The sequence below is a fragment of the Roseobacter sp. YIN89 genome, from assembly GCF_057219365.1.
Window position 1 is genome coordinate 451,524 of sequence record NZ_JBXVVD010000003.1, and the last position, 15,233, is coordinate 466,756.

Genomic DNA, 15,233 nt, shown 5'->3' on the forward strand with positions numbered 1-15,233 from the left:
GGCTTGTACTGTGACATGTAACGTGTTGGTTTAACAAGACGAACTATGCTAACAGGAATGCCCGATGCGCGTTGGACTTTATCCAGGAACCTTTGACCCCGTCACGCTTGGACACCTTGATGTGATCCGCCGCGCCAGCGCGTTGCTGGACAAGCTGGTGATTGGCGTGGCCATCAATCGCGACAAGGGACCCTTGTTCAGTCTTGAGGAACGGGTTGCGATGGTGGAAGCGGAAACGCGCAAGATCAGCGAAAAGACCGGCCTAAAGATCGTAGCCCACCCGTTTGAAAATCTGTTGATCGACTGCGCGCGCGATGTTGGTGCCAGTGTCATTATTCGCGGTCTTCGTGCGGTTGCGGATTTTGAGTATGAATACCAGATGGTCGGTATGAACCGGCAACTGGATGACACAATCGAAACCGTCTTTCTGATGGCCGAGGCCGAGCATCAGGCCATTGCAAGCAAACTCGTCAAAGAAATTGCGCGGCTTGGCGGGGATGTGTCAAAATTCGTAACACCGGAAGTAAACAAAGCACTTATAACACGGTTCTCACAAAACTAATGCGAAGCGTCAGGTTGTTGCGCTAAATATTTGTTTCAAATTAAAAACCGCCTTCTATCGCCAGAATGCAATCCACTCGATCAACTCAAGTATTTTCTTGCCTAGAAATACAAGATGCTCGGTGCCAAAAAGCAGCAGATCAACAAGGACAAGAGCGACAATGGCGGCACCCAATCCAAGAGCAATGCGGTTGGTCATCTGCGCTCTCCCGCGCCGTTCCTGCTGACGTGCACGCGTACAGGCGCGCGCGTGCTGTATGACAGCCGTGCCAGTGTCTCGCAAGAGCGGCGGAGCAGTGATTAGATCAAAGTCGACCCATCGCAACGGCGACATCCGCCATGCGCGCTGAAAACGCCCACTCATTATCATACCATGCCAGCACGCGCACGGTGCGTCCTCCGACAACTTTCGTCTGTTCCGGCGCGAAGATGCAGCTGTGTTCGGTGTGGTTGAAGTCGACGGATACCTTCGGTTCCGGGTCATAGGCCAGAACACGCGCCATCGGGCCCATTGCGGCCTCCTGCAGTACCTCATTAACGTCCGAGACAGTTACGTCTTTCGCGGCTTCAAATGTCAGGTCAACGGCAGAGACATTCGGGGTGGGTACACGCATTGCGGTACCGTCCAGTTTGCCGGCAAGGTTGGGCAGCACTTCACCCAAAGCTTTGGCAGCGCCCGTCGAGGTCGGGATCATTGCCATCGCGGCGGCCCGCGCGCGGTAAAGGTCGTTATGCCGGCGGTCGAGTGTCGGCTGGTCGCCCGTGTAAGAGTGAATTGTGGTCATGATACCGCGCTCGATGCCGATGGCTTCATCAAGCACCTTTGCCATCGGTGCGAGGCAGTTCGTTGTGCAAGACCCGTTCGAAACGATCGCATCGGGGGCGATCAGGTCACGATGGTTCACGCCGAAAACGACTGTCCGATCGACATTTTTTGCGGGCGCTGAGATTAGTACACGGCCTGCGCCTCGCTCCTTGTGCTTTGCCGCTTTGTGTCCGTCGTTATGCTGTCCGGTGCATTCGAGTACGACGTCTACGCCCTCCCAAACCAGTTCATCCAGATCGTAGGTGGACATCATGCGGATGGGGCCGCGCCCCAAGTCCAGCGTATTGGCGCCGGTGACGACTTCACCGGGGTACCGCCCATGCACGCTGTCGTATTTGAGAAGGTGCGCTGCGGTCTCAAGTGGCCCTGTCGCATTTATCGCGACCACATCGATATCGTTGCGACCGGAGCTGACAATGTGAGACAGCGTACACCGTCCGATCCGACCAAACCCGTTAATGCCCACTTTGATACTCATGCTAACCGCCTTGTCGCTATGTTGTATGTGGGCGGTATACAATGGTATTTCGCTTGCGGAAACGCCTAAAACGGAATGATTACCGTATGTTAGCGTTAAATATGCCGCGGCGCAGCTAGATGTTTGGGCTAACACGCGTCAGGCGTGTACATTGTCTTTGGAACATGATCGTTCTAACTGAAGTTATCTAACGGGCACAGCGACGGACGGAGCACAACATGAGTGGATTATTGGCACTGCTGGACGACGTGGCGGGAATCGCCAAAATCGCCGCAGCATCGGTGGATGATGTTGTGGGGCAGGCGGCCAAAGCGGGCTCCAAGGTTGCGGGCGTGGTGATCGACGACGCCGCAGTAACACCAAAGTACGTGACCGGCTTTGAACCAAAGCGCGAATTGCCCATCATCTGGAAAATTACCAAGGGTTCGCTTTTCAACAAGATGGTGATCCTTTTACCCGCTCTGTTATTGCTGAATGCCTTTGCGCCTTGGTTCATCACACCACTTCTGATGCTAGGGGGCTGTTACCTTTGCTTTGAAGGTGCTGAAAAAGTGTTCCACTGGCTGTTTCCACACGGTGACAAACACGTAGAAGCCGATATGTCGATTGGTGATCCGGTCCACCTCGAAGAAAAGAGGGTGCAGGGCGCGATCAAGACTGACTTTATTCTGTCTGCGGAAATCATGACGATTATTCTGTCGAATATCGAGGCAGACACGTTCTGGTTTGAAGCGGCGACACTCGCCTTTGCCGGCGTTGCCGTGACCGTGCTGGTCTACGGCACTGTGGCATTGATCGTTAAGATGGACGACTTTGGCGTTTGGCTGGCTGCGAACGGGCACACGGGCGCTGGCCGGTCATTGGGTATGGGCCTCGTGAAGGGAATGCCTGTGCTGCTCAAGGCTTTGACGATCATTGGTACTGCGGCCATGCTCTGGGTCGGCGGGTCTATTCTCGTGCATGGCCTCGATGTTTTGGGGTGGCCACGGCTCTACGACGAAATCCACCATATCGCCGTTGCCGTGGCGGATGGTCTATCGACCGCGAAGCGCTTTATCGAATGGGCGGTAACCGCGCTAATCGACGGGATATTGGGTCTGGTCGTAGGAATGCTGCTAATTCCGGTTGTCACACGTGTGATAGGACCGGCGGTTGCTGCGGTGACAGGGTCAAAAGAAAAAGCGCACCACTGACGGGGCAGCGGCGCGCTTTTTAAGGTTTCTGATTTTCAGTTCAGGTGCGTGGGTCCGGTTGCCACTTACCCGCCACCAGATCACGTACCTTTTGCGCGACGTCTTCGGCGGTGATCCCGAACTCTTCGAACAATTTGTTCGCGGGGGCTGAAGCGCCAAAGTCATGCATGCCGACAAAACCGGACTTTTCACGCTTGCCGCGTTCTCCAAAGAGCCAGCGGTCCCAGCCGAAACGCATACCAGCTTCGATTGCAACGCGCACCGGCCCACCGGGAAGCACACGCTTGCGATACTTCTCATCCTGTTCTTCGAATAGTTCCCAGCACGGCATCGAGACGACCCGTGTTCCAATCCCTTCAGCCTGCAGAATATCGCGCGCGGCCATGGCCACCGAGACTTCTGACCCTGTGGCCATGAGAATCGCCTGACGTTTGCCTTCTGCGTCGGCCAGCACGTAAGCGCCCTGTGCGGTGAGGTTCTTGGTTTTGTGTTCGGTACGAACCGTTGGCAACCCTTGTCGCGTGAGCGACAGTACCGAAGGCGTTTTCTTGGCCGCCAGGGCCAGTTCCCAGCTTTCGGCGGTTTCTATCGTGTCGGCGGGCCGGAACACGTAGGTATTCGGAGTCGCACGACTGATTGCCAGATGCTCGACCGGTTGGTGCGTCGGCCCGTCTTCGCCCAAGCCTATGCTGTCATGGGTCATGACAAATACAGTTGGGATTTTCATCAGCGCGGCCAACCGCATGGCGGGGCGGGCGTAATCGGTAAAGCACATGAAAGTGCCGCCATAGGGCCGCAGCCCGCCGTGCAGGGCCATACCATTCATCGCGGCTGCCATACCGTGTTCGCGGATACCCCAATAGACATAGCGACCACCACGACTGTCGACGTCGAAAACTCCAAGATCACCGGTTTTTGTATTGTTCGACCCTGTCAGGTCGGCAGATCCGCCGACGGTTTCAGTCACCACCGGATTTAAGACCTCAAGTACCTTTTCAGAACTGGCGCGTGTCGCCAGCTTCGGCGCGCTTTCCGACATCTGTTTTTTGAAGGCTTTGATCGTCGCACTCAATTTTTTGGGGGCATCCAGCGCGTAGGCACGGTTGAAGCTTTCGCGCTTGCTGCGCGACAACGTATCGAAGCGTTCCTCCCAAGCTTTGCGCGCCGCGGCGCCGCGTGCACCGATCTCTGCCCAGGCGTCCCGAATGTCTGACGGCACCTCGAACGGACCTGTCGTCCAGCCCCAGGCGGCTTTGGCCTCTTGGTTCTGCTCGTTATTCGTCAGCGCGCCGTGGCCTTTTGAGGTGTCCTGCGCCGCATGGCCCAAAGCGATATGGGTTTTGCAGGCGATCATTGAAGGTTTTTTGCTCTTTTTGGCGGCGGTCAGGGCCGCGTCAATGGCGTCGGGATCATGCCCGTCAATTTCAATGACTTCCCAGCCCGCAGATTGAAAGCGGCCAACCTGATCCGTTTGGTCAGACAGGCTGACGGGCCCGTCAATGGTGATGTTGTTGTTGTCCCACATTACGATCAGCTTGCTGAGCTGATGGCGTCCTGCCAGCGTAATTGCCTCTTGGCTGACGCCTTCCATCAAACAGCCGTCACCGGCGATTACGTATGTGTAATGGTCGACGGCTTTCTTGCCGAAATGGGCGCGCTGTATCTCTTCGGCCATCGCAAAGCCTACGGAATTGGCAATCCCTTGCCCAAGCGGTCCTGTTGTCGTTTCAATCCCCGTGGCGTGGCCATACTCGGGGTGGCCCGCTGTGATCGCGCCCCACTGCCGGAAATTCTTGATCTGCTCGAGCGTCATGTCCTCGTATCCGGTCAGATGCAGCAGCGCGTAAAGCAACATCGAACCATGGCCGGCAGACAGAATAAAACGGTCGCGGTCTGGCCAGTTTGGTGCTTTGGGGTCGAACTTCAGATGCTTTTCGAACAATACGGTCGCTACGTCTGCCATGCCGATGGGCATTCCGGAGTGACCGGAGTTGGCGTTTGCAACAGCGTCCAGTGCGAGCGCGCGGATGGCGGTCGCTTTCTTCCAATGCTCGGGATTGGCAGCGGCAAGGGCTTTGAGATCCACGGGTGACTTGTCCTTTATCCGTTCGGGGCCTTTTTATCTGGCCTTTGGTCTGTCGTGTCGTCTTTTTCGCAGGCTGCATACCAGCCCGCCCGCAAAGTTCAAGCGAAAGCGCCCGGCCAGTTGTGGCTCCGACTTCAAGAGAGCCGCGCAAGCCTTTGAACCGTAACAAAAGCGGGTTTGTCTGTGGCTGTGTAATGAGTACGATTGACTTCACGGGCGACGATTCGGTCCGGTCTCGGCGCTCGCAGCGCCTGAGCAGTGAGGTGGGCATGAGTGATATCGAAGAACTGAGCAGCAGGATTATGGCGGCCATGGACCGCGTCGCCAAGGGCGTCGACGGGCTGGGCGGTGGAGACGCTGACGAGGTCAGCCGTCTGACGCAGGCGCTGGAAGAGGAAAAGCAGGTCAACGCGCAACTCAGTGAAAGGGTGCGCGTCTTGGGGGAGCGTCAGGAGGAAGCAATCGAAGCCCTTGAGGCCAAGGCTGGTGATGCCAAAGAACGCGTAAAAGCACTGGACGTAGAGATGCAAAAGCTGCGTCGCGCGAACAGGCGTCTGACAAAGATGTGCAATGCGCTCCGCGAGGCGAATGCAGAAGGTGTTGGCGAACCGCATCTGATCAACAAATCCATGATGGTTGAATTGGAAAGCATCCGGGCAATGCGCAGTGCCGAGATGGCCGAAGCCGATGAAATTATCCAATCACTGACGCCGCTTTTGCAAAATGCCGGTGGCAGTGAAGAAGAGGAGGCCATCTGATGCCAGAGGTTAGAATCTCAATCGGCGGCCGCGATTTTGACGTTGCCTGTCAGGAAGGCGAAGAACACTACCTGCGCACGGCGGCCAAGCTGCTGGATGACGAGGCGCAGGTCCTGTCTGACCAGGTAGGCCGTATGCCCGAAGCGCGTATGCTGCTGATGGCTGGTTTGATGCTCGCGGACAAAACTGCAAGCGTCGAGGATCGTGTGGCTGAAGCACAAGCAAAGATCAACGAACGCGACGCAGAGATTGCAGCGCTCAAGCAGGCGGTGGCAGAACCGCAAAAGGTCGAGGTGCCGGTTGTCCCTCAGTCGGTCAGTGACACTTTGGCTGAACTGGCCGCGCGCGCTGAATCGATTGCCGACGCTGTTGAGGAAAAGTCAGCCTCCTGAACCAAGCAATTGCGAAATGAAAAAGCGCGCCCGAGGGGACGCGCTTTTGTCATGCTGTTCTGGTGTCAGCCGTTTGCTTCACGGATTTTTTCGGCGGCATCCTTGTCAAAGGACACACCGTTTTCTTCCAAAAGCGTGTCCAACTCGCCGGAAAGTGTCATTTCGGTGATGATGTCACACCCGCCCACAAACTCGCCTTTTATGTATAGCTGCGGGATTGTGGGCCAGTCGGAATATTCCTTGATACCCTGCCGGATGCCGTCGTCGGCCAGCACATTCACATCGGTGTAATCCACGCCCATGTAATTCAGCACGCCGGCAACACGGCTGGAAAAGCCACACTGCGGCATCGACTTGGTACCCTTCATATAGAGCACCACGTCATTGGATTTTACGGTTTCGTCAATCGAGGTCTTAGCATCGGTCATTGGTCGTCGGAGCCTTTTCGGTTGTAGGCGCGGTGGTACCGCGCGGCGTAGGTTTCGTCATCGGCCATCGGAGTGATGTCCAGATCCGCCGTTTCGGCAAAGCTGCCGAACCGCCGGTTTTGAGAAAATAGGTTGCTCACGCGCTCGAGACTGGAGTTGCGCTTGTGGGCGTCGTTGACCACCCGCATGTCAATCGCCTCCAAGCCCAGTGGCACATCTGCTTCGGCGCGTCGCTCTGGTTGCCTATACGACAGCGGGCGACGTTTTTGGCGCCGGAAAGGGTATGTGATGCGCGACCAGAGTGACATTTGAAATCAATCCGGCGCGCGCGTGGTCAGGGCTAGCGCGTGCAACTCGCCGTTGGCGCCATCCATTTTGCCTTTGAGCGCGGCATAGACAGCACGTTGTTGCTGTACCCGGTTCTTCCCACGGAAACTTTCGTCGATGACCATGGCTGCCATGTGGACGCCATCGTCACCTTCGACCTGAATTTGCGCGTCAGGGAAGCTCTCGCGCAGCAGATCTTCGATTTCCTGAGCTTGCATCGGCATGGGTTTCTCCCCTCTGATGGAATTCCTGATTTAGTGTTTGAATGCGTTGCGAACAAGATGTCAATGCGAGCACCCCATTGCGCATTGCGCGGCGCTGTGGTGCGATGACGGGAAACGCACACGCACGCGCGCAGTTGGGTTGCTGCATGCAAGGGAGAGGCGCCATGGAGATTTTCGAAAACGCACCGGAGCGTGCACTGGCATGGGCCGAGACAGGCAGGGGGGCAGTACTTGCCACAGTGGTCGAAACGTGGGGTTCCGCACCGCGCAGGGTAGGTGCGCAACTTGTTATTGCCGGCGACGGGGAGATGCACGGTTCGGTCTCTGGCGGCTGTGTCGAAGGCGCTGTCGTGCTGGAGGCACAGGATGCGTTAGACAAATCTCAGGCGCGCGTGCTCGAATACGGCGTCAGCGACGATGACGCCTTTGCGGTCGGTCTGGCCTGTGGTGGCACCATTCGCATTTTGGTGGAACCGGTGGGCGAGGTGCTGTCTCTTGCGGTTCTCAAGGAGCTTGTGGATGCGCGTGCGGCGCGCAGGCCCGTAGCCTATGAGGTCGATCTTAAAAGCGGTGCGCGACGCATTGTGCGCGATGGCTACCAAGAGCGTTTTGCGATGGACCGTTCGGGCTTTGAAGCGGGGGATGATGTCTTTGTTGCCATTCACAACCCGCCCTTGCGACTGGTTGTTATCGGTGCGGTTCACATAGCGCAGGCGTTGGTGCCGATGGCAAGGATCGCCGGCTATGATCTGTTTATTGTCGACCCAAGAGAGGCCTTCGGTTCTGCCGCCCGGTTTCCGGGTGAAAAAATCGTGGCCGACTGGCCGGATGATGCTTTGGCACAGATCGGTGTCGATAGCAGGACGGCAGTTGTTCTCTTGACGCATGACCCGAAGCTTGATGATCCCGCGTTGGAAATCGCTCTCAAGTCGTCGTGTTTTTACATCGGAGCGCTTGGATCGACGCGCACCCACGCAAAACGGGTGAGCCGGATGACGGATGCTGGGTTTTCAGAGGCAGAGATCGCCCGTATCCACGGCCCCATCGGTCTTGATATCGGATCAAGCGGCCCGCCTGAGATCGCCGTATCGATCCTTGCTGAAATGACCCGTGTTTTGCGGCGGGGCGCATGAAGTTCGGTCCGGTCCGCACCGAGCAGGCCATCGGCGCAACGCTCGCGCATTCGGTGGCGGTCGAGGGCAAGGCACGTCTGCGAAAAGGCCGTGTGCTGGATGCAGCCGACGTGACCGCGCTGAACGCGGCTGGGATCACGGAAGTCACCGTCGCGCGCCTTGAGCCGGATGACGTGGGCGAAGATGCGGCAGCTGCGCGCTTGGCGCAGGCCCTTGTACCGGACGCCGGGGGAGCCAATGTCAGTCTGACCAAACCATTTACCGGACGGGTAAACATCCTCGCGCAAGGTCCGGGGGTCGCCTTGATCGACAGCGCCGCGATTGACGCGGTCAACGCCATCCACCCCATGATTACCGTCGCCACCGTGCCGCCGCATCAGCAGATGGCGGACAGGGGAATGTTGGCTACCATAAAGATCATTGCCTATGCCGTGCCGGAAACAGCCTTGGCTCAGGCCTGTACCGAAGCAAGAGCCGCGATCTCTCTGGCACCGCCTGTTGTGTCCAGCGTACGGCTGATCATCACCGATATCCCGGGCGGTGTGGGCGACAAGGGCTGGCGCGCTATCCAAGAGCGTGTCGCGGCTTTCGGGCTCGATCTGCCCGAGCCGCTGCGTGTCGCGCACCGGATCGCTGATCTGGCGGATGTCTTGCGGTCGTCACCCGCTGATCTGACGTTGATCCTGACCGGATCTGCCACGTCTGACCCCGAAGATGTAGCTCCTGCGGCGGTGTGCGCCGCGGGCGGCATTGTTGATCGTTTCGGCATGCCCGTCGATCCCGGTAACCTTTTGTTCGTGGGTGCTTTGGAGGCAGGTGCGGTCATTGGTCTGCCGGGATGTGCCCGTTCGCCCGCACTTAATGGAGCCGACTGGGTGCTCGCGCGTGTCATTTGCGGCCAAGCGGTCAGTTCGGCAGATATTGCAGGCATGGGCGTGGGCGGTTTGCTGAAAGAGATACCGACCCGACCACAACCCCGCCGCGGGCCGCGCACCTGAGTGATCTTGTGCCCGATAGTGCATCCGGGCGAGATTATTGAATTTTTCTGTTCTCAACTGGGATGGGCCGTGCTTAACTCCGGGAAAAGGTAAAAGCACTCAGGGAGGAAAATATGACACAGGTCACGATGACCGTGAACGGGAAAGCCGCGTCTGGCGAGGTGGAAGGGCGGACGTTGTTGTCGTCGTTTCTGCGCGATGCGCTGAACCTGACGGGGACGCATGTGGGTTGCGACACGAGCCAGTGCGGCGCCTGCGTCGTGCACGTCAACGGTGAAGCCGTGAAAGCCTGCACAATGCTGGCTGCAGAAGCGCAAGGCGCAGAGGTTCAAACCATTGAAGGCATGGCAAATGCGGATGGGTCACTGAGTGTTATCCAGCAAGCTTTTCAGGACCACCATGGCTTGCAATGCGGGTTTTGCACACCGGGAATGGTGATGTCGGCGGCAGCCCTTTTGAAAGAAAATCCAAAGCCCAGCGAGGCCGAAGTTCGCGCCTATCTCGAAGGCAATATCTGCCGCTGCACAGGGTATCACAACATCGTCAAAGCGATCATGGCGGCTTCCGGTCAGGAAGTTGCAGTCGCTGCGGAATAATCAGAGCCCGACCGGGGGCCAGCCCCCGGACCCCCGGAGTTTTTCTGGCAAGATGAAAGAGCCGGGCAGGGGCTAGCAGAGCGGTCATCGCACCGCATCAGTTTAGGGAGGAATTTCATGCCGAAAGATGGAGGCATTGGCGCAAGCTCGAAGCGCCGCGAGGATATCCGGTTTCTGACGGGAGCCGGAAATTATACCGATGATATCAATATAAGGGGGCAGGCACATGTATTTTTCCTGCGCTCCGACATTGCACATGGGTCGATCAACTCGGTTGACACGTCCGCTGCAGAAGGCATGCCTGGCGTGGTCAGGATTTTCACCGGGGCAGACTTTGAAGCGGTGGGCGGTATGCCATGCGGCTGGCAGGTGACTGACCGTCACGGTGAGGCGATGCTTGAGCCCAAGCATCCTGTGCTTGCGCATGGCAAAGTACGGCATGTCGGTGAGCCGATTGCCGCTGTTGTGGCCGATACGCTTGAACAAGCACGCGACGCTGCCGAAGCGATCACGGTTGACATCTCTGAATTGCCCGCAGTTGTAGACATGAAAGACGCGGTTGCTGACAGCAGCAACAAGGTACACGACGATTTGCCGACGAACCTTTGCTATGATTGGGGCTTTGTGGAAGAAAACAAAGCTGCGACCGATGACGCTTTTGCCAATGCTGCACATGTAACAACGTTGGAGCTGGTCAACAACCGTCTGGTGGCGAACCCGATGGAGCCGCGCGTGGCCGTTGGAGACTACAGTCGTGGCACGGATGAGCACACGCTTTACACCACGTCGCAAAACCCGCATGTGATCCGGCTTTTGATGGGCGCTTTCGTGCTGGGCATTCCAGAGCACAAGCTGCGCGTTGTAGCGCCTGATGTCGGCGGCGGATTTGGCACCAAGATCTTCCATTATCAGGAGGAGGCTTTCTGCACATTTGCCGCCAAGGCCTGCAACCGGGCGGTCAAATGGACTTCGAGTCGTTCCGAGGCTTTCATGTCGGACGCGCACGGACGCGATCACGTCACGAAGATCGAACTGGCGCTGGATGCCGAAAACAATTTCACGGCGATCCGGACGGAGACCTTTGCGAACATGGGCGCTTACCTGTCGACATTTGCACCTTCGGTGCCGACATGGCTGCACGGGACCTTGATGGCAGGCAACTACAAGACGCCATTGATTTACGTGAATGTGAAAGCCGTCTTTACCAACACGGTGCCGGTGGATGCCTACCGCGGTGCGGGCCGTCCTGAAGCGACTTTCCAACTGGAGAGGGTGATCGATAAAGCCGCTCGCGAACTTGGCGTCGATCCGATTGCCTTGCGCCGGCAGAACTTTGTCACCGAGTTTCCATATGCCACGCCGGTGGCAGTCGAATACGACACTGGTGACTATGTCGCGACGATGGACAAACTTGAGGCGATGGCTGATCTCAGCGGTTTTGAAGCGCGCCGCAAGGCCTCTGAAGCCAATGGGAAGCTGCGCGGGCTTGGGGTGAATTGCTACATTGAAGCCTGCGGGATTGCGCCTTCGAATCTTGTTGGACAGCTTGGTGCAAGGGCCGGGCTGTATGAAAGTGCTACGGTGCGCGTAAATGCCACTGGCGGTCTAGTGGTCATGACAGGCAGTCACAGCCACGGTCAGGGACACGAGACGGCCTTTCCGCAGGTTATCGCAGAAATGATCGGAATCGATGAGAATATGATCGAGATCGTTCATGGCGATACGTCAAAATCGCCGATGGGCATGGGCACTTATGGCTCACGGTCATTGGCAGTTGGTGGATCGGCCATGGTGCGGGCGACTGAAAAGATCATTGCCAAGACCAAGAAAATCGCGAGCCATATTCTGGAGGCCTCGGAAGCGGATATCGAACTGAAGGACGGTACCTTTACGGTGGCGGGCACGGATAAGTCGCTTGCCTGGGGGGATGTCACTTTGGCGGCCTATGTTCCGCATAACTACCCGCTGGAAGATCTGGAGCCTGGATTGGAGGAGACGGCGTTTTACGATCCGTCGAACTTTACCTATCCGGCCGGAGCCTACGCATGCGAAGTGGAGGTGGATCCTGATACCGGCAAGGTGAGCATCGAAGCATTTACCGCTGTGGATGACTTTGGCAATGTGGTGAACCCCATGATTGTAACCGGCCAGGTTCACGGTGGGCTGGCACAGGGGATTGGTCAGGCGCTTTTGGAAAACTGCGCTTATGACGAGAATGGTCAGCTGTTGAGTGCATCTTACATGGATTACGCGATGCCGCGTGCGGATGATTTGCCGAATTTTGCGGTGGATCATTCTTGTCAAACGCCATGTACGCATAACCCACTAGGGGTAAAAGGCTGTGGTGAGGCCGGCGCGATCGGATCGCCGCCATCGGTTGTTAATGCCGTGATAGACGCGCTGCAATCAGGCGGAAAGAATGTGACGCACATTGATATGCCGCTGACACCCGCGCGTGTCTGGGCGGCGATGCAATAAAATCTTTAGGGGGGCGGGGGCGCTGCCCCCCCGCGGCCCGAGGGCCGCGCTCCCCCGGAGTTTATCGGGCAAAGTGAAAGAGCAATCACCGCTTTACGCCCACAGGAAAGGACGACGAGATGTACAATTTTGATGTGGAGAACCCCACCACGATTGCGGATGCCGTGGCGGCCATGGGACGTGAGGACGCGCAGGCGTTGGGAGGAGGCCAGACGCTGATCCCGACGTTGAAGCAACGGCTCGCGAGCCCATCGGTGCTGGTTAGCCTTAGCAATATCGCCGATATCAAAGGTGTTTGCATCACTGACGAGGGTGAACTGGCCGTTGGTGGTGCGACAACCCATGCAACAGTGGCGCGCGATGCTGCGGACAAGTTTGTTGGACTCGCCGGTCTGGCCAGCCATATCGGAGATCCTGCGGTGCGCAACCGCGGTACCATTGGTGGTAGTCTGGCCAATAACGACCCTGCCGCGTGCTATCCTGCCGCTGCACTGGGAACCGGCGCGACAGTCATTACGAACTCAAGGTCAATCGCGGCTGATGATTTCTTTCAGGGGATGTTTACAACCGACCTTGAAGAGGGTGAGATTATTACTGAAGTTCGCTTCCCAATTCCAGAAGCGTCGAACTATCAGAAGTTCCTGCAGCCAGCGTCGCGTTTTGCCCTTGTTGGTGTTTTCGTTGCTAAATATGCCAGCGGCGTTCGTGTGGCTGTGACGGGTGCGTCAAACGATGGAGTTTTCCGCTGGACCGAAGCGGAAGATGCGCTTTCTGCTGATTTCTCCTCGGGGGCGCTCGATGGTCTTTCTGTTGCTGCCGATGATATGATCAACGATCTGCACGGGACGGCAGAGTACCGTGCGCATCTGGTCAAAGTTATGGCGCAGCGGGCGGTCTCGGCCGCGTCCTGACATCAAAATACACGCAAATTCACGGGCTGCGCGGAGCGATCCGCGCAGCCTTTGCTTTGCCGCGCCGCGGAACCTTGGGCGTTATCAGACGTTTCATTGCCAGCAAGGTAATGAATGCAAAGGACCAAGGTGTCATGAAAAAGTTTCTCAATTCGACTGCAAGCGTGGCTTTATGCCTTTCAATGGCTCTGCCTGGACCGGTTTTGGCTCAAACCAGCGGGGTCGGGGAATGTGCACCGAAAAAGAAGGACCGCAGCTTTCCCTGCCTGACCGAGAGCGGTGAGATTGCCGAAGACGCCACGGCTTTTCGCGAGCTGAGCAAAGAAGCACGTAAGGGCGACGCATCGACGAGGGGGGATGCCGTCGCACAGACGCCAACCGAGCCCGCGCAGACCGAAGCGATACCAGCCGACGACCAAGCTGTTGCGCTGTCGGCGATCGCCCCATCTGACGAAAACCAGACACCAGAAACCGCCGACACCGGCGCGTCTGCGCCCGCGGCGGCCGGAGCAGTGGCGCCTGAAGGCACAAGCGCCGATGCGTTAGCAAAAGATGTAGCAGAGGCACCAGAACCGGTTGATCAAGAGGCACAGACACCAGTCGTTCAAAGCGAAAACAGGCCAGCCGCACCTGCGCAGACAGCGGCAGCGTCAAACACGCCTGAATCAGCGGCAAATCCTCAGTCGCCCGAAGCACAAGGGCCAGAAGACACAGGTGAGACAGCGTCTGTGCAGCCGATGGAAGAGATGCCTGCGGCAGCTGCCGCTGCGGCTGCTGCCCAGCCGCCCTCGAACGTTCCGATGTCTGGCGACGTCGACGTCTCAACCGAAGAGGTTACGGCAGAGAACACCCGTTCAAGTGACGAAGAGTTCGCCACCACTGCCGACGGAACGCCCGCGCCAGCGTCAGTCGCCACAGCACCGGGTAATGACGATGACGGTCTCAGCAATTTCGAAAAGGCGTTGCTGTTAGGGCTGGGGGCGGTTGTCGTAGGCAAGGTGCTGGATAATGGAGATGAGGTCATCAGCCGTTCGGGAGATCGCGTGGTGGTCGAACGCGACGGCGAACTGCGTGTGCTCAAAAACGATGATACGCTTTTGCGCCAACCGGGAAGCAAATTGCGCACGGAAACTTTCAACGACGGATCTACCCGCACAACAGTCAATCGCGAGGACGGGTCGGAAATTGTCACAATCCGCGCAGCTGAAGGCCGGGTTCTAAGCCGTACGAGGATCACACCCGAAGGCGAGGCAATCGTCATCTTTGACGACACCGCACCGGAGCCGCAGATCGATGTTGCGGCGTTTCCGCCAATTGTTCAGGAAACCAACTCTGGTCAGGAGGATGCCTTGACGCGGGCACTGCAGGCAGAGCTTGGAGTGCAAGCCCAAAGCTTCTCGCTGCGCCAAATCCGTGACATCAAGCAGGTGCGCGCTCTGGCACCGGAAATCGAGTTGACCAATATTCAGTTTGAAACCGGTTCTGCTGCCATTCGTCCTGCTCAGGCGCGTAGTCTTGCCCGCATTGGGACGACGATCACGGATATCATTGACGCGGATCCAAGATCGGTTGTGCTGATTGAAGGTCATACCGATGCGGTTGGCAGCGCGGCATACAACCTTGCTCTATCCGACCGCCGTGCGGAGACGGTAGCCTTGGCACTAACGGAGTATTTCGACGTGCCACCGGAAAATCTGATTGTGCAGGGCTACGGCGAGTCCGTGCTCAAGGTGCCAACCAATACGGCGGAGCGGGCTAACCGGCGCGCGGTTGTGCGCAACATTACTCCGTTGTTGCGTTGAGAAACCAGTTGGCCGAAACGAAAAAAGGCCGCACGGAAACGT

16 protein-coding genes are annotated in these 15,233 nt (G+C 57.6%); 10 read left to right on the plus strand and 6 right to left on the minus strand.

The window, feature by feature from the left end; translation table 11 throughout:
* Positions 1-64: 64 nt before the first annotated feature.
* On the plus strand, positions 65-562 hold the full coding sequence (coaD, locus tag AC2D8V_RS14530) for a pantetheine-phosphate adenylyltransferase (RefSeq protein WP_484734293.1): 498 nt from the start codon (positions 65-67) through the stop codon (positions 560-562).
* Positions 563-616: 54 nt separating this feature from the next.
* On the opposite strand, the gene AC2D8V_RS14535 is transcribed toward coaD, so the two are convergent.
* Both AC2D8V_RS14535 and gap read right to left on the minus strand, forming a co-directional pair.
* Positions 617-760 carry a hypothetical protein gene (locus AC2D8V_RS14535; protein ID WP_484734294.1) on the minus strand — a complete coding sequence of 48 codons (144 nt, stop codon included), beginning with the start codon at positions 758-760 and terminating at the stop codon, positions 617-619.
* A 106-nt stretch (positions 761-866) separates the two neighbouring features.
* The gene (gene gap, locus AC2D8V_RS14540; protein ID WP_484734295.1) at positions 867-1,865 is read right to left on the minus strand and encodes a type I glyceraldehyde-3-phosphate dehydrogenase; all 999 of its coding nucleotides are present in this window, start codon (positions 1,863-1,865) and stop codon (positions 867-869) included.
* A 218-nt stretch (positions 1,866-2,083) separates the two neighbouring features.
* Between gap and AC2D8V_RS14545 the strand changes: the two genes are divergently transcribed.
* Positions 2,084-3,058, plus strand: a complete 975-nt coding sequence (locus AC2D8V_RS14545; protein WP_484734296.1) for a DUF808 domain-containing protein — start codon at positions 2,084-2,086, stop codon at positions 3,056-3,058.
* 40 nt (positions 3,059-3,098) lie between these two features.
* Here AC2D8V_RS14545 and tkt read toward each other — a convergent pair whose 3' ends face one another.
* Positions 3,099-5,144 (minus strand): transketolase, encoded by a 2,046-nt coding sequence (gene tkt, locus AC2D8V_RS14550; RefSeq protein ID WP_484734297.1) that lies wholly within the window; start codon positions 5,142-5,144, stop codon positions 3,099-3,101.
* Between the two features lie 194 nt (positions 5,145-5,338).
* Here tkt and AC2D8V_RS14555 point away from each other — a divergent pair, with 194 nt between their 5' ends.
* Complete coding sequence (locus tag AC2D8V_RS14555; RefSeq protein WP_484734298.1) at positions 5,339-5,902, plus strand: hypothetical protein; 564 nt, start codon at positions 5,339-5,341, stop codon at positions 5,900-5,902.
* Complete coding sequence (locus AC2D8V_RS14560) at positions 5,902-6,294, plus strand: cell division protein ZapA (RefSeq protein WP_484734299.1); 393 nt, start codon at positions 5,902-5,904, stop codon at positions 6,292-6,294. The genes AC2D8V_RS14555 and AC2D8V_RS14560 overlap by 1 nt, the downstream gene beginning before the upstream one ends.
* A gap of 65 nt (positions 6,295-6,359) precedes the next feature.
* Here AC2D8V_RS14560 and grxD read toward each other — a convergent pair whose 3' ends face one another.
* From grxD to AC2D8V_RS14575, 3 genes are read right to left on the minus strand one after another with little or no spacing between them, the layout of a single operon-like run.
* A complete protein-coding gene (grxD, locus tag AC2D8V_RS14565) occupies positions 6,360-6,722 on the minus strand; it encodes a Grx4 family monothiol glutaredoxin (RefSeq protein WP_484734300.1) in 363 nt (120 codons plus the stop codon).
* Entirely contained in the window at positions 6,719-7,030 is a 312-nt protein-coding gene (locus AC2D8V_RS14570) for a hypothetical protein (RefSeq protein ID WP_484734301.1), read from the minus strand. The genes grxD and AC2D8V_RS14570 overlap by 4 nt, the downstream gene beginning before the upstream one ends.
* Positions 7,031-7,036: 6 nt before the next feature.
* Entirely contained in the window at positions 7,037-7,273 is a 237-nt protein-coding gene (locus tag AC2D8V_RS14575; protein WP_484734302.1) for a BolA family protein, read from the minus strand.
* Between the two features lie 164 nt (positions 7,274-7,437).
* Between AC2D8V_RS14575 and AC2D8V_RS14580 the strand changes: the two genes are divergently transcribed.
* The 6 genes from AC2D8V_RS14580 (at position 7,438) to AC2D8V_RS14605 (ending at position 15,191) form a co-directional block, all read left to right on the plus strand.
* Positions 7,438-8,406, plus strand: a complete 969-nt coding sequence (locus AC2D8V_RS14580) for an XdhC family protein (RefSeq protein ID WP_484734303.1) — start codon at positions 7,438-7,440, stop codon at positions 8,404-8,406.
* Positions 8,403-9,404, plus strand: a complete 1,002-nt coding sequence (locus AC2D8V_RS14585; protein WP_484734304.1) for a molybdopterin-binding protein — start codon at positions 8,403-8,405, stop codon at positions 9,402-9,404. The genes AC2D8V_RS14580 and AC2D8V_RS14585 overlap by 4 nt, the downstream gene beginning before the upstream one ends.
* 113 nt (positions 9,405-9,517) lie before the next feature.
* Entirely contained in the window at positions 9,518-10,000 is a 483-nt protein-coding gene (locus AC2D8V_RS14590; RefSeq protein ID WP_484734305.1) for a (2Fe-2S)-binding protein, read from the plus strand.
* 117 nt (positions 10,001-10,117) lie between these two features.
* Entirely contained in the window at positions 10,118-12,478 is a 2,361-nt protein-coding gene (locus tag AC2D8V_RS14595; protein WP_484734306.1) for a xanthine dehydrogenase family protein molybdopterin-binding subunit, read from the plus strand.
* A 119-nt stretch (positions 12,479-12,597) separates the two neighbouring features.
* Positions 12,598-13,389 (plus strand): FAD binding domain-containing protein, encoded by a 792-nt coding sequence (locus AC2D8V_RS14600; RefSeq protein WP_484734307.1) that lies wholly within the window; start codon positions 12,598-12,600, stop codon positions 13,387-13,389.
* 134 nt (positions 13,390-13,523) lie between these two features.
* Positions 13,524-15,191 carry an OmpA family protein gene (locus AC2D8V_RS14605; protein ID WP_484734308.1) on the plus strand — a complete coding sequence of 556 codons (1,668 nt, stop codon included), beginning with the start codon at positions 13,524-13,526 and terminating at the stop codon, positions 15,189-15,191.
* The last annotated feature ends 42 nt before the right edge of the window (positions 15,192-15,233 follow it).

Coding starts and splice junctions, on each gene's coding strand:
- AC2D8V_RS14605 (WP_484734308.1), top strand. CDS start 13,524: ATGAAAAAGTTTCTCAATTCGACTGCAAGCGTGGCTTTATGCCTTTCA.
- AC2D8V_RS14535 (WP_484734294.1), bottom strand. CDS start 760: ATGACCAACCGCATTGCTCTTGGATTGGGTGCCGCCATTGTCGCTCTT.
- gap (WP_484734295.1), bottom strand. CDS start 1,865: ATGAGTATCAAAGTGGGCATTAACGGGTTTGGTCGGATCGGACGGTGT.
- AC2D8V_RS14570 (WP_484734301.1), bottom strand. CDS start 7,030: ATGTCACTCTGGTCGCGCATCACATACCCTTTCCGGCGCCAAAAACGT.
- AC2D8V_RS14545 (WP_484734296.1), top strand. CDS start 2,084: ATGAGTGGATTATTGGCACTGCTGGACGACGTGGCGGGAATCGCCAAA.
- grxD (WP_484734300.1), bottom strand. CDS start 6,722: ATGACCGATGCTAAGACCTCGATTGACGAAACCGTAAAATCCAATGAC.
- AC2D8V_RS14585 (WP_484734304.1), top strand. CDS start 8,403: ATGAAGTTCGGTCCGGTCCGCACCGAGCAGGCCATCGGCGCAACGCTC.
- AC2D8V_RS14560 (WP_484734299.1), top strand. CDS start 5,902: ATGCCAGAGGTTAGAATCTCAATCGGCGGCCGCGATTTTGACGTTGCC.
- AC2D8V_RS14555 (WP_484734298.1), top strand. CDS start 5,339: ATGAGTACGATTGACTTCACGGGCGACGATTCGGTCCGGTCTCGGCGC.
- coaD (WP_484734293.1), top strand. CDS start 65: ATGCGCGTTGGACTTTATCCAGGAACCTTTGACCCCGTCACGCTTGGA.
- AC2D8V_RS14580 (WP_484734303.1), top strand. CDS start 7,438: ATGGAGATTTTCGAAAACGCACCGGAGCGTGCACTGGCATGGGCCGAG.
- AC2D8V_RS14595 (WP_484734306.1), top strand. CDS start 10,118: ATGCCGAAAGATGGAGGCATTGGCGCAAGCTCGAAGCGCCGCGAGGAT.
- AC2D8V_RS14590 (WP_484734305.1), top strand. CDS start 9,518: ATGACACAGGTCACGATGACCGTGAACGGGAAAGCCGCGTCTGGCGAG.
- AC2D8V_RS14575 (WP_484734302.1), bottom strand. CDS start 7,273: ATGCCGATGCAAGCTCAGGAAATCGAAGATCTGCTGCGCGAGAGCTTC.
- AC2D8V_RS14600 (WP_484734307.1), top strand. CDS start 12,598: ATGTACAATTTTGATGTGGAGAACCCCACCACGATTGCGGATGCCGTG.